Here is a 13,379-nt window from a genome sequence, read left to right on the forward strand (position 1 = left end):
CTGTCGTAGGCTTTCATACTTGAACAAAATATACCATACCCCATCGGGGCGTGCAAAAAAAACGGGAAAGTCCGCCTCCGGACTTTCCCGTTTTCCGATCAGAACGATTTTCGAATTTTGGCGGCCGCTTCGGCGAACTCTCTCGCATCCAATTCGGCACCGCCATGGCGCCCGTAGCGGGCTTTCTCGAACCGGTTCACGATGCCTTCAAATTCCGGCCGCAGCGATGAAAACTTGTCGCCCCATTTTTTGAACGTCTCGCGCATCGTTTCGTGGTCTTCTCTCCGCATCCCCCGGCGATTCATGAATCGCAGCAGCTTCTCCATTTCCCGGACGATCCGCTGGTTCGGTGTCGATCCGGCATGACGGATTCGCTTCCAGATCGCGGACGCTTTCACCCGGCGTTTGCGCAAAATCCAAAATGCGGCTGCGAACAGGAACCCCGCCGCACCGAGAGCGGGCATCCACCAGGCGATTCGGCCGGCGGCCGGGTCGGAGGCAGCCGGTGTGTCCGAAGCTTCCGGCTGCTGCAAGTCGACTGCAGCCGTATCCGCCGCAATCGGCCGCGGCACGGTAAAGCCGGACGTTGGTTCGAACGGAATCCATCCGTACCCTTCGAAGTATACTTCCGCCCAGGAGTGCGCGTCGGCGTTGCGTACCGTAAACGTGCCAGCGCCGTCCGGGTTGATCAGTTCGCCGGCGAAGCGTCCCCGCTCCACCAGCGCGGGATCGTAGCCGGAGGCGTATCCCTTCACCCAACGGGCCGGAAGGCCGACGGATCTCGCCATCACGACGAAAGCCGTGGAGTAATAATCGCAGTAACCTTCCTTGATTTCAAACAGAAAGGCGTCCGCGATATCCCCGCTCTTCTGCTTGCTCGTGTCCGGTTCGTTCGTGTACGGATAGGTGTTCTTCAAATAGCTTTCCAGAAGATCGGCTTTATCGAACATGTTGGTACCGGATGCCGTCACCTGGGCCGCCAAGTCGGATACCCGTTTCGGCAGGCTCGACGGCAGCTGCAAGTATGGGTTCAGATCAATCGACGAAGAGGCCGGCGGGCTCTGGATTTTGCGCAGTGCCTCGCGATCCAGCAAGGTCACCACGGATTCGATCGTATACGATTCGACCCGGGACGGTCTGCTCCATCGCAGCTCCCATTCTTCCGGATTCCAGCCCAAATTGGCTCTGCCGTCGCTCTTCACATCGATCAGTGTCGTAATCGGCCCGGCGCCGAATAAGACGGGAATCCGGTCTTTCCGGATCAACGTGATGGTCTGCGTCACTTTTTCCATCTTCACGCCGGGCGCAAGCTTCTCCTGCCTGACCAATATACCGTATGGATTCGGCTCTACTGCCGACACATTGCTCCTCACATCCGACCAACCTTTGCCGCTGTAAACGGCTTTCGTCTCTCCCCGCCAGTAACTTCTTCTGCTGGCGTTGACGGTCATGACCGGTGAATAGTCGAAATCGAAGCCTCCGCCGATCGTGAGATCGTCCCGTCCGTAACCCGACGAAGCGTTTCCACCGAGGCCGCCGATCAAGGACGTGCCGGCTCTGAGCACGCCTCCTTCCCCGGCGACGGAGCGCACTTCGATGCCCTGCGCTTCGCTCCATATCGTGTACGGATCCTCGAGAAGCGCCGGAGCACGCGGCATGAAGATGCCCGACAACAGCAGCAGGGAGATCACGACGACTGCCGGCAGGGCGAGCTCCAGCGGGCGTTCCGCGAGCGCCGACCAGCTTTCGGGATGCCGGCTGCGCAGCTGGCGCAGGTGAAGAACGACCAGCCAGCCGAGTCCGGCCGTCACCAGCCAAGCGATGTTTTTCCACAGCTCCAGCGGAAAAAACGAATCGACCGTCGCCATAATCCCGATGGCGGAGAGAAGAACCGTGACCGCCGCGGCGCGTTTTTGGCCCAGCCACGAAACGGCATGAACGAAGAGGATCGCTCCCGCCGCCATCTCGAAGAAGGGGTGCAGAGAGGCGATATGATTTTGGTAGAAATAATCCCACTGATCCCCGCTGTGCCAGTTGCCCGGCAAACCCACCCACTCGAAGTAGGGAGAGTAGGCAAGGGAAAACAGCATCGCCGCCAACATTTCCACCGTGAAGCGGAGTGCGTAATGCCGGCTAAACGCCAGCTCGCATACCGCCGTCACCGCCAGAACGCCGTAAAGTACGCTGTATGTTTCACTCCACCAGTAATCCCCAAAGCACTGAATCAATTGAAGCAAAATAACGATCACGAATAAGCGATGCAGCCGTTCGATGACCAGGCTGCCCCAAAAACCGGCGCCAGGCTTCACCCCGGCCGGCCATTGCGCGTAGGAACGGCTCATGCGGATCCCACCCCCAGCGCTCTAGGCAGGTCTTCCAACCGGGCGACCGAACTGAAATCCCATTGCTTCGCCCTTGAAAACTGCTGCCATTGCCGAAGCCGGCGCGATTGTTCATCCGTCGGAACCGGTTCCGAGATATGCAGCAGGCAAGGGGCCATTCTCTTCGCTTCCAACGCTTCGAAAGCCTGGGAAGTTTGTTCGTCGGCGAGCGGACTGATGACGACGACCTGAACGCCCGGCTCGAACCGCTCGGCCGTCTCGCAAATCCATTCGGACAACGGCTGCCGGCCGTCCGCTTCCACCTCGACCAGATGGCGGAGGATGTCGTCCCGGGAAACCGGAGCCCGATCGGTGCCGAACCAGGCCGCATTGCTGCCTGACGACACGAAGCCGAGCGGCATTCCGCGCTGTACGATCAAATCAAGCAAAGAAGCGGCCGCCGAAACGGCCAGCTCGAACGTATCCGCCGACCGGTACGAAGCGGCGCTGCAATCCAGCAAAATGACGAAACGGGGAAGCGCCTCCCTTTCGAACTCCTTGGACTTCCATTGCCCGGTCTTGGCCGTTGCGTTCCAATGGATCCGGGACAGCCGGTCGCCGTGAATGTATTCCCGCACCCCGTCGATTTGCGTCGTTTCCCGGGCCCAGAGAGAGGTAAAGGTTTGCTGGAACACGCCTCTTTGCGTGCGGCGCAGCATCTGCCAGTCCCTCACCTCCACCTTGCGGGGGTAAACCAAGAGTTCCTTCTCTTCGGTAAATTTGCCTTGATGTTCGAATAAGCCGAAAATATCGCGCGTCGAGCACTCCGTTGTCTGAAACCGGTATCGCCCTCTGCGCAGCGGCGCCGTCTCGTAGGTCACTTCGCCCCTGCGCCGGTAATCCGGCACGAAGGACAGCTCGTAAATTTGCGATTCTTGCGAACTCGGACGCTCCAGCGTGTCACGGACGATAATGTAAGGAACCGGCCAAAAGCCGGGAACGTGCATTCTTAGACGCACCTTGAGCCGCATCCCCGCGGACAGCACGGGCATTTGCGCGTCGTCCGCACCGAGCGACCTCGTACCCTGCACACCGCCGATGCCGCTCCACCGGCCGAGCAGCAAGTAAAGGGCCAGCGCATTCAGCATGACGAAAAGCATGAGCGACGTTTTGCCGCCTTGAAACAGTAAATAAAAAGCGGAACTTAAGTACAAGAACGCGCCCATCCACCAAACGCGGAATACGGAAATCCGGTTCATCTCAGCGCTCCATGCCGACAGGTACGGGCAGCTGCCTCAGCACATCCTGGAGCACGCTGGCGGCTGTCGCCCCTTGCATCCGGGCTTCGGAACGAACATGCAGCCGGTGTCCCAGTACGAGCGGTGCCATCGCCTTCACATCGTCGGGCAGAACGAACGGCCGGTGCTGCAAGAAAGCATAGGCTTTGGCCGCCGACGCCAAGGCGACACCGGCACGCGGGCTCGCGCCGAGAAGGATCGACGCGTGGGAGCGGGTGCGGCGGATGATCGAAATCATGTAATCCGCGACGCCGGCATCCAAATGGATCCCTTCGGCCAGCTTCTGCATCCGCGCGACGTCTTCGACCGTGGCGGCCGGCTCGAGAGACTCTGCGGAGCGGGACGCCGATGGTTCGAGCACGAGCCGCCGCTCCGACGCTTCGTCCGGATAGCCGAGCTTGATCTTCATCAGGAAGCGGTCGAGCTGGGCTTCGGGCAGGCTGTACGTCCCTTCGAAATCAATGGGATTTTGGGTCGCAAAAAGCATGAATGGATGAGGCAATTCGTAAGTGGCGCCGTCCACCGAAACCCGCCGTTCCTCCATCGCCTCCAGAAGCGCGGATTGGGTTTTGGTCGTCGCCCGGTTAATCTCATCGGCAAGCAGCAAATTGGCCATCACCGGACCCGGCCGGAAAACGAACTCTTCTTGTTTCGGATGATAGATCGATACACCGGTAATATCGGTAGGCAGCAAGTCAGGGTTGCATTGAATCCGGTGAAACACTCCGCCGATCGACATGGCAAGCGCTTTCACCATCTGCGTCTTGCCGGTTCCGGGAACGTCCTCGATCAAGACGTGCCCGCCGGCTAACAAAGCGGTCAGCATCCACGCGATTTCTTCCTTTTTCCCATAGACGCAAGATTCCATATTTTTACGAATTCGATCCAGTAATTGCGCCGCTGCAGCATGATCCATTCCCTTTCCTCCTATGGAATCCGAATGTAAATGAAAGTATCTTTCTTATTATACCGAAATATGGATGCTGTCGTAAATTTTAGATTTCTGAAATTTCCGGAGCAAAAAAAAGAAACCGACGAATCGGTTCCTCTCGAACTAGGTGAAGCGGGACCGCCGCCGCTTCTCCAATATCGGCTGAGCCGTCCAAACATACAGGCCGTAACCGAGCACCAACAGACAGCCGGTCACGAGAAAGGGGAGTGAATAATCGGAGGTCGACAGCATCCATCCGGCGGCGTAAGAGGCCAGCGAATTGCCGGAGCTCCGCGCGATCGTGCGCAAGCCGGCAAACAAATTCCGGTCGTTCTCCGGTACGGCCGACATCGCCTCGCTGTCGATCACATTGCTGAGCATCGTGAACAAACCACCGCGGAATAACAGCAAGACGGAAAATACGGCCGCCGGAACCGTAAGTCCCATGAGGAACGCCAGCAGCGCGTTGCCCGCAAACAACACCGCGAATGCCTTGCGCAGCCCGAGTTTTTCGAGCAGGTAGGGCACCAGCAAAGAGCCGAAAAACAAGAAAACGCCGGAGACGGTAAGCAGCATCGAAATCGCCCCGTCCTCCCAGCCGAACCGCCCCTTCAAAATGACGTTCAGATAAGGATTCAATAGGCCGAACAACGCTCCGGAAAGAAAAATAATGACGCACAGCACAAAAAGCGGAACCTTATTCCCCGCGCCGGCCCCGTGTGTTTCGTGAGCCTGCACAGCGGTGTTTTCCGCCTTCGGAATTTTTGTCGCCTGCGAAGGCAGAAGCAGCCCCCGGAGAACCGCCGCCAATCCCAAACAGCCGGCGGCCGCGAGAAAGGTGTATTGGTACACGGTAGAGGATCCGCCGAGCCATTTCGGCAAAAACCCGCCGAGCAGCGTACCCGCTCCGGTAAATAAGGTGAATACCGCGAAAAGGAGAGAATAAGCTCTCGTTTCCTCTTTTTTGTCGCGGCAGTATTGGAATATCAGCTGAATTTCCGACGTGACGACGGCCGTCATCCCCACCGACCAGGCGAGCTGGGAAGCCATCACATCCAGCTTGCTCGTACCGAAAGCGAAACCGGCCAAGCCCAGCGCGAGCAGCGCCATGCCCAGCACCAGCATTTTTTTCCTTCCGGCTTTTCGCACGAGAAGACCGGCGGGCAGGCTGAGAAAACCCATGGCGAGCGCTCCGACGGACGTCACTTTGCCGATCTCCTCTTCATTGAATCCAAGAGCGAGCAAATGCAGGTTCAAAATAAGCGCCAACATCCCGGCGCCGAGTCCGAACAAACTCTCCGTCGCGATAAATCTCCGTACACCCGGTGATAAATCTCCAATCATGTCTGCGATGTAATTCTTCATTCGTCCGCTGTTCCTCCGACCCGCGTGCCTAAAATCATGCTTATCATACTTGAAAATGACAGGCACGCATAGGCCATTATCCACATACAATGGTAATGCTCCTTTCCGCAACATCGATCCTACTGCCGGAGGTGGCTTTGGCGTGCCTGGATTCATCGCTTCCGTCGCCCTGTTTCTGAAGCAGCTTTCGCTCCTCGTGTCGTATGTCAAAAACAACGCGTTCCCCCAGCCCCTGACCGACGACGAGGAAGCGTTTCATCTCAAGAAAATGGGAGAAGGCGACCCCCATTCCCGCAACGTGCTGATCGAACACAATCTTCGCCTGGTCGCCCATATCGTCAAAAAATTCGACAATACGGGAGAAGACTTGGAGGATCTCATATCGATCGGGACGATCGGGCTCATTAAGGCGATCGAAAGCTTTCAGGTGGGCAAAGGCACCAAGCTGGCCACCTTCGCCGCCCGCTGTATTGAGAACGAGATTCTGATGCATCTGCGTTCCCTCAAAAAAACGCGAAAGGACGTTTCCCTGCACGATCCGATCGGAACGGACAAGGAAGGCAACGAAATCACTTTGCAGGATATTCTCGGAACGGAGCCAGACGAGGTCGTCGACAAAGTGGAACTGAAAATCGAAAAAAGTAAAATCTACCGCAATCTCGACATTCTGGACGACCGGGAGCAAGAAGTCATCCGCGGCCGTTTCGGTCTCGACGGCGGAGGCGACGAGCGGACCCAGCGGGAAATCGCGCGTGAGCTCGGCATTTCGCGTTCATACGTGTCGAGGATCGAGAAGCGCGCGCTGATGAAGCTATATCACGAATTTTATAAGGCTCGGCAGTGAGGCTGTAGACAACTGCGCTGACCTTGGCGGCCGTAAATACGAAAAGAATGCCTGCCGCCATGGCGTCAGGCATTCTTTTCGCAGTCAGGCTGCCTTTATATGAATCCGGCGCTATCACAATGTGCATCCTTTTCACTTGCGTTTCACTTCAACCCGTGCCATTCTCTCATAATATTGAATCAAGCTCCCATGGTCACGATCGCCCATCCCGTCGATCTTCAAAGCCTGCATCATTTCCATCACCGATGCCGTTAGAGGCAAAGGAACACCTACCTCATGGGAAGTCGCGAGCACATTGTCCAAATCCTTCATATGCAAGTCGATTCGGAATCCCGGGTCAAATTTCCGATCCATCGCAAGAGGCGCTTTCGCATCCAGCACGTTGCTGCCCGCAAGCCCCCCGCGAATCGCCTGATAAACGAGCTCCGGTTCGACACCGGCTTTACTCGCCAGCACCAGAGCCTCCGACATGGCGGCAATGTTAATCGCCACAATCACCTGATTGGCCAGCTTCGTCACGTTGCCTGCGCCGATCTCGCCGGTCCGTACCACGGATGCCGCCATCGCCTTTATGACCGGATAACACCGGTCGAACACCTCTTGCTTCCCGCCGACCATCACCGACAAGGTTCCCTCAATGGCTTTCGGTTCGCCGCCGCTCACCGGCGCGTCCAGCATGTCGATACCCTTTTCCTCCAGCCGCCCGGCGATCTCCTGGCTCACGAGCGGGGCGATCGAGCTCATGTCGATCACGACGGCGCCTGGTTTCGCGCCTTCGATCACCCCATTCACTCCCAATATGACCTCTTTGACTTCAGGAGAGTTGGGCAGCATGGTGATCACGACGTCGGTCTGCTCCGCCAGCGTCTTCGGATTCGGCGCCACCCCAGCCCCGGCAGCCGTCAGCTCGGTGGCAGCTTTGCTTCTCTCCAGAACAACGATGTCGTAACCTGCTTTCAGCAAATTTTTGCTCATGGGTCTGCCCATAATGCCCAGACCGATAAAACCGATTTTCATCGGACGACCGCCTCCTCTTCTTTCAGCCTATTGTAGCGCTCCTATTTGCTGCAAAACCGCTTTCAGCTTGCCCAGATTCCCTTCCGAGCAGGAAGTAATCGGCTCGATCGGACGCCCGACCTCAAGGCCGAGCAAATTCATCGCATCCTTCGTCACCACCGGAAAGCTGCCGAGATTATAGGCCATGCGGAGGGGAGCAAGCGTAAATTGCGCATCCAGTGCACCCTGCAGATCGCCGGCCATAAATCGACGATAAATGTCCACGACCAAAGCCGGAACCATATTCGCCGTCGAAGCCACGCATCCTACTGCTCCATATACCAAGGAGCCAAGGATCATCGTATCCCTGCCCGCCAGCACCTTGAAACCTTGAGTCCGCGTTCTGCGGATATATTCGGCTGTCAACGTAAAGTCCCCGCTGCTGTCCTTAACCCCCGCGATATTCGGGATGCCGGCCAGCCGTTCCAGCAAGCCGGGGGAAATGTTGTTCCCGACCCGGTCCGGGTTGTTGTAGAGCAGAATCGGCAAAGAGGTCGACTCCGCCACCCTGCGGAAATGCTGGTAAAGCTCCTCCTCGGTCAGCGTGATGAACATCGGGGGCAATATCGTGATCGCCTGTGCGCCCAGCGCTTCCCCCATGCCGGCCAGTTTGACACATTCTTTCGTGGAAATCGCTCCGATGCCAAAATACACCGGAACGCGGCCGTTCACCTGATCGATCGTAATCTCGGCCGCCCGCTGCTGCTGCTCCCGGTCAAGCCCATAAAATTCGCCGTTCGTGCCCAGTGTCAGAATGCCGTGCACGCCCCCCGCGATTACATGTTCCACCACACGGCGAAGCGCTTGATCATCCACACATTCGTCGGCGTCCACCGGCGTTGCGATCGGCGGGATCACGCCGCGAATAAAACTCGTGTCCATCCGGTCCCTCACCTTCCCTCTCCGTCTGCCATTCGATATCCTTCTATAGAACCAAACACGGACGCTTGCGATTGAATTGCCAGCCCGGAATCAAATATTGCATGGCAACCGCGTCATCCCGCGCGCCAAGCCCCTGCTGCAAGTATAGCTGATGAGCTTTCCGCAGCTGTTCCTCGTCGATTTCCACACCCAAGCCCGGCTGATCCGGCACGGCGACCTTGCCGCCGACAATCTGAAACGGCTGCCGGGTCAGCCGCTGCCCCTCCTGCCAAATCCAGTGCGTATCAATTGCGGTGATCTTTCCCGGCGCCGCAGCGGCGACATGGGTAAACATAGCCAGCGAAATATCAAAATGGTTATTCGAATGAGATCCCCAGGTAAGCCCCCAATCCCGGCACATTTGAGCGACGCGGACGGAGCCTTGCATCGTCCAGAAGTGAGGATCGGCCAGCGGAATGTCGACGGATTGCAACAGCATTGCGTGGCTCATCTGACGCCAGTCGGTCGCGATCATGTTCGTCGCGGTCGGAAGCCCGGTGGCCCGCCGAAATTCAGCCATCACTTCACGGCCCGAGTAGCCGTTCTCGTCGCCGCACGGGTCTTCGGCATAAGCCAGGATACCGTTCATCCCGCGGCAGAGACGGACCGCCTCCTCCAGCGACCACGCTCCGTTCGGGTCCAGCGTGATGCGCGCCTGCGGAAATCGTTCCGACAGCGCGATCACCGCTTCTATTTCTTCCTCTCCGCGCAGTACGCCGCCCTTCAGCTTGAAGTCGTTAAAGCCATACCGCTCATGCGCCGCTTCCGCGAGCCGAACGACGGCCTCGGGAGTCAGCGCTTGCTCATGGCGAAGCCGAAACCAATCGTTATCGGCATCCGGATCGCTCGCATAAGGCAGATCGGTTTTCCCGCGGTCTCCGATATAGAACAAATACCCGAGCATCTCGACTTCATCTCGCTGCTGCCCATCTCCGAGCAGCGCCGCAACCGGAACGCCGAGAAATTTTCCGAGCAAATCCAGAAACGCAGATTCCAAAGCCGTCACCGCGTGAATGGCGATGCGCAGGTCGAAGGTTTGTTCCCCGCGCCCCCCCTGATCGCGAGCCGCGAAAGTTTGCCGAACCGTATTCAAAACCGCATGATAGCGGCCGAGGGGCGCGCCGATTACGAGCGGTCGCGCATCCTCCAGCGTTTGGCGAATGCGCTCCCCTCCGGGAACTTCGCCTACCCCTGTCTTTCCAGCGCTGTCCCGCAAAATCACGATATTTCGCGTAAAGTATGGCGCGTGTGCCCCGCTCAAGTTGAGCAGCATGCTGTCACGACCTGCAACCGGGACAACCGACATTTCTGTAATGACCGGCGTCCCCGGGAGATGCTCGGCCGAAGACAAGGACATTTGCGCGGATTCTCCATTCATGGTCATATATCCTCCCGTCCCCTCCTATTTCACACCGCCGGCCGCAAGTCCGCTCTTTAAGAAGCGCTGCGCCAGAAAATACAACACGACCGCCGGAATGGAAGCAATCACGGACGAGCTGGTGAGCAATCCCCAGATTGTCTGATCCCCGAAGTTAAAGCTGGCAATGCCGATGGTGACGGTTTGCTGGGATGGACTTGTCGTCAGAACCAGCGCGTACAAGTACTCGTTCCATGAGAGGGTGAAGGCGAACGTGCTGACTACCGCGATCCCGGGGGACGCAATGGGAATGATGATCTTCGTCAGCGTTTGCAGCCGGCTGCAGCCGTCGATCAGCGCCGCTTCCTCCATCTCCTTCGGAATCGCTTTGAAATAGCTGATCAGCATGTAGCAGCAATACGGCACCACAATCGTCGGATAAACGAAGAGCAGCGCATTTTTGTTATCGTTCAAGCCGTAACGGCTGATGGTCACATACATCGGGATGAACAGCACGGCGACGGGAAGCAGGTAGGTATAGATGATGCTTTTCATCATAAAGCCGCGCCCCACGAACCGCAGCCGCGTCAGGCTGTAGGAAGCCAGTACGCTGATCACCACGGAAATCACGGTAACGAGAACGGCTACGTACATGCTGTTTTTCATAAATCCCATAAATGCCGTCTCGTGAAACAGCTCCTGGTAGTGGCTGAACGTCCATTGCTCGGACAGCAGCTTCGGTTTTGGCGTATACATCAGCCGATTGGGCGTCAAGGAAGATTTGACAAGCCAATAGATCGGGAACAGCGTCCAAATGACCGCAATCACGCTGACCCCGTACAAAACGGCATATTTGCGAATTTTCATGCGAGTGCTCAAGATCATGCCGGTCCCTCCCGTTTAGTCATCCTTGCCCAGCTTCCGCATCGAAAACACGATCAACAAAACGAGGATCGGGATGACGGAACCGGCTACCGCAAGCGATTGCCCCATTTGATTTTGCAGGAAAGCCACCTCATAGGTGTACGTAGAGATGATCGCCGAAGCGTGAAGCGGGCCTCCTCCGGTAATCAAGTAGACAATCTCAAAGCTGTTGAACGTCCAAATGGTAGACAGCAGCACGGTAATCGAGATGACGGTCGATATGGACGGGATCGTAATCGAGAAAAATTGGCGGATTTTGCCGGCTCCGTCGATCGTTGCGGCTTCGTACATTTGGCTGTCTATCGTTTGCAAGCCGCCCAGAAAACTGAAAATATAGAACGGCAGCCCCTTCCAAATGTTCACGATAATAACGGAGATCAGCGCAATACTCGGATCCGAAGTCCACGCGATCGGGAGCGAAATGACATGCCATCGCATAAGCAGTGCATTGACGATGCCGTACGTATCGTCGTACATCCAGCGCCAGGTGATTGCGGAGACCATGCCTGAGAGCGCCCACGGCACCAATAGAATGGCGCGCACAAAGCCGCGTCCGAAGAAGGCCTGATTGACCACAACGGCCAGCAGCAATCCGATGACCAACTTGAAGCTGACGCTGCCCACCGTAAAATAAACCGTGTTCTTCAGCACTTTCCAATATTCCGGGTCCGAAAAAATATGCGCATAGTTGCCGAAGCCAATAAATTTCGGATCTACGCCGACGACTTTATTCGTAAAACTGAGATAAATCGAGTTAATAAAAGGAACCCCAATAATAACAAATACGATGACGGCAACCGGAATGAGCAGCCCATAACCCAATGCCTTGTCGCTCCGCCGCTTGATGATCGCTGCCTTCAAGTTTCATCACCAACCTTTGTGATAAGAAGGCGCACCGCTCACTCTGAACGGTGCGCCGGACAACCCTTTCTTACTTCTTGCCGTACAATTGCTTCAGCTCTTGCTCCAGCTGATCCAGCGACTTCTGCGGATCCATCTTCTCGACCACGATGCGCGCGACCGCCTTCGTCGCGAGCTGCATCGTCTGTGCCTTGGAGCCGAGATCGTCTTCCGGCCCCGGATAGTTGCCCGAGCCCTTGATCGATTTCGTCATGTCGAGCCAGCCGGCCGCTTTGTTATTCGGATCTTTCCAGAACGGCGTATCCATCGTGCCGTTAATGACCGGAACGTATTTGCCGCCGACTTGTTCGATCAGATTGTTGTAGAAATCTTTCTCGTAAAATTCCGTGATGAACTTTTTGGCCCATTTGGTGCCTTTGCCGTTCTTGAAAATCGCGAATACGTTGCCGGTGGCGACGAAGCTTTCACCTATCGGTCCGCCGAGCCGCGAAACCATGATGGTTTTCTTCTCCAGGTCCGGATTGTCTTTCTTCAGTGAATCATAGATGCTCGCGGAGTTAATGACGAATCCGACCGTTCCTGCCAAATAGGCTTTGTTGTTGCCGTTATCGTCCCACGTTACGGATGCCGGAGGCGTGAGCCCTTCTTGCCAGAACTTGGCGATGAACTTCAAGGCTTCCAGCGTTTCCTTCGAATTGACGGTAACGTTGTTGTCCTTGTCGATAATGACGCCGCCGTACTCGCGGATCACGTCACGCACCATATTTTCCGCATCGTTGCCGCCAGATGCACCGAGCGGAAGTCCCGTCGCGTAAAATCCATTTTTCGGATCGTTGACGATTTTGGCATCCTCGTAAAGTTGCTGCCAAGTCGTCGGAATCGGCAGCTTATGCTGATCCCAAATGTCTTTGCGTAAGAACACGCCGTTGAGCTGCAACGAATGAGGGACCATGAAAAATTTGTCGCTCGTGACGGCGATATTCTTGGCCGCGTCCGTGAAATCGATTTTGTTCATAATGTCCGAAGTGTCAACCAGTTGGTCCGATTCGATGAATTGCTTGGCGACCGGATCGTTGGCGACGATCAAATCCGGCGGATTTTTGGCTTCGATTGCCGCCAGCAGCTTCGCTTTCAAATCGTTCTGCGATACGACGACATATTCCACATCGATGTTGTTGTCCTTGCCGAACTGCTCCACACGCGCTTTCATGAGCTTGTTGTACGCTTCGGCCGCTTCTCCCTTGTCCCAAAAAACGAACTTCTCCTTCGATCCGTTGGACGTATCGGCTGGCTTGGTCTCGTTGTTTGACGCCGCGGGCGAGCTGGAGGATGAATTCGATTTGGAGCTGGAACAGCCTGCTAACAGCAGCACGGCCGCTAAAGCCAATGCCATCATGCTAAAACCTGATCGTTTAATGGCGGTTCACTCCTTTTTTCATGTTCATACCGGCCTTTCGCTACTTAATATAAAGAATCACTTCCAAAGATCATAGGAACCGGA

11 protein-coding genes are annotated in these 13,379 nt (G+C 56.4%); 1 reads left to right on the forward strand and 10 read right to left on the reverse strand.

Annotation, left to right across the window (positions count from 1 at the left end; genetic code table 11):
* Window positions 1-98 precede the first annotated feature (98 nt).
* From E5161_RS06325 to E5161_RS06340, 4 genes are all read right to left on the reverse strand, one after another.
* Window positions 99-2,342: a transglutaminase TgpA family protein gene (locus E5161_RS06325; RefSeq protein WP_136776854.1), complete on the reverse strand. Its 2,244-nt coding sequence runs from the start codon at window positions 2,340-2,342 to the stop codon at window positions 99-101.
* On the reverse strand, window positions 2,339-3,580 hold the full coding sequence (locus E5161_RS06330) for a DUF58 domain-containing protein (RefSeq protein WP_136776855.1): 1,242 nt from the start codon (window positions 3,578-3,580) through the stop codon (window positions 2,339-2,341). Before E5161_RS06330 ends, E5161_RS06325 begins: the two co-directional genes overlap by 4 nt.
* A 1-nt stretch (window position 3,581) precedes the next feature.
* Window positions 3,582-4,535 carry an AAA family ATPase gene (locus E5161_RS06335; RefSeq protein WP_136776856.1) on the reverse strand — a complete coding sequence of 318 codons (954 nt, stop codon included), beginning with the start codon at window positions 4,533-4,535 and terminating at the stop codon, window positions 3,582-3,584.
* Between the two features lie 138 nt (window positions 4,536-4,673).
* Window positions 4,674-5,915, reverse strand: a complete 1,242-nt coding sequence (locus E5161_RS06340; RefSeq protein ID WP_169306586.1) for an MFS transporter — start codon at window positions 5,913-5,915, stop codon at window positions 4,674-4,676.
* 142 nt (window positions 5,916-6,057) lie between these two features.
* On the opposite strand from E5161_RS06340, the gene sigK reads away from it, so the two are divergent.
* The gene (sigK, locus tag E5161_RS06345) at window positions 6,058-6,759 is read left to right on the forward strand and encodes an RNA polymerase sporulation sigma factor SigK (RefSeq protein WP_136776858.1); all 702 of its coding nucleotides are present in this window, start codon (window positions 6,058-6,060) and stop codon (window positions 6,757-6,759) included.
* A gap of 132 nt (window positions 6,760-6,891) precedes the next feature.
* On the opposite strand, the gene garR is transcribed toward sigK, so the two are convergent.
* The 6 genes from garR to E5161_RS06380 form a co-directional block, all read right to left on the reverse strand.
* Window positions 6,892-7,776, reverse strand: coding sequence for a 2-hydroxy-3-oxopropionate reductase (garR, locus tag E5161_RS06355; RefSeq protein ID WP_136776859.1), 885 nt, complete (start codon window positions 7,774-7,776; stop codon window positions 6,892-6,894).
* Window positions 7,777-7,803: 27 nt separating this feature from the next.
* On the reverse strand, window positions 7,804-8,697 hold the full coding sequence (locus E5161_RS06360; protein ID WP_136776860.1) for a dihydrodipicolinate synthase family protein: 894 nt from the start codon (window positions 8,695-8,697) through the stop codon (window positions 7,804-7,806).
* Between the two features lie 43 nt (window positions 8,698-8,740).
* The gene (gudD, locus tag E5161_RS06365; RefSeq protein ID WP_136776972.1) at window positions 8,741-10,093 is read right to left on the reverse strand and encodes a glucarate dehydratase; all 1,353 of its coding nucleotides are present in this window, start codon (window positions 10,091-10,093) and stop codon (window positions 8,741-8,743) included.
* A gap of 45 nt (window positions 10,094-10,138) precedes the next feature.
* Window positions 10,139-10,978, reverse strand: coding sequence for a carbohydrate ABC transporter permease (locus E5161_RS06370; RefSeq protein ID WP_136776861.1), 840 nt, complete (start codon window positions 10,976-10,978; stop codon window positions 10,139-10,141).
* Window positions 10,979-10,993: 15 nt separating this feature from the next.
* A complete protein-coding gene (locus E5161_RS06375) occupies window positions 10,994-11,878 on the reverse strand; it encodes a carbohydrate ABC transporter permease (RefSeq protein WP_136776862.1) in 885 nt (294 codons plus the stop codon).
* Between the two features lie 70 nt (window positions 11,879-11,948).
* A complete protein-coding gene (locus tag E5161_RS06380) occupies window positions 11,949-13,274 on the reverse strand; it encodes an ABC transporter substrate-binding protein (protein ID WP_136776863.1) in 1,326 nt (441 codons plus the stop codon).
* Window positions 13,275-13,379 lie beyond the last annotated feature (105 nt).

Source organism: Cohnella pontilimi, from assembly GCF_005049045.1.
Lineage (GTDB): Bacteria > Bacillota > Bacilli > Paenibacillales > Paenibacillaceae > Cohnella > Cohnella pontilimi.

What these genes read in the sequence shown, in the direction of transcription:
- E5161_RS06325 (WP_136776854.1), bottom strand. Translation starts at nt 2,342, where the DNA reads ATGAGCCGTTCCTACGCGCAATGGCCGGCCGGGGTGAAGCCTGGCGCC.
- E5161_RS06330 (WP_136776855.1), bottom strand. Translation starts at nt 3,580, where the DNA reads ATGAACCGGATTTCCGTATTCCGCGTTTGGTGGATGGGCGCGTTCTTG.
- E5161_RS06335 (WP_136776856.1), bottom strand. Translation starts at nt 4,535, where the DNA reads ATGGATCATGCTGCAGCGGCGCAATTACTGGATCGAATTCGTAAAAAT.
- E5161_RS06340 (WP_169306586.1), bottom strand. Translation starts at nt 5,915, where the DNA reads ATGAAGAATTACATCGCAGACATGATTGGAGATTTATCACCGGGTGTA.
- garR (WP_136776859.1), bottom strand. Translation starts at nt 7,776, where the DNA reads ATGAAAATCGGTTTTATCGGTCTGGGCATTATGGGCAGACCCATGAGC.
- E5161_RS06360 (WP_136776860.1), bottom strand. Translation starts at nt 8,697, where the DNA reads ATGGACACGAGTTTTATTCGCGGCGTGATCCCGCCGATCGCAACGCCG.
- gudD (WP_136776972.1), bottom strand. Translation starts at nt 10,093, where the DNA reads ATGTCCTTGTCTTCGGCCGAGCATCTCCCGGGGACGCCGGTCATTACA.
- E5161_RS06370 (WP_136776861.1), bottom strand. Translation starts at nt 10,978, where the DNA reads ATGATCTTGAGCACTCGCATGAAAATTCGCAAATATGCCGTTTTGTAC.
- E5161_RS06380 (WP_136776863.1), bottom strand. Translation starts at nt 13,274, where the DNA reads ATGATGGCATTGGCTTTAGCGGCCGTGCTGCTGTTAGCAGGCTGTTCC.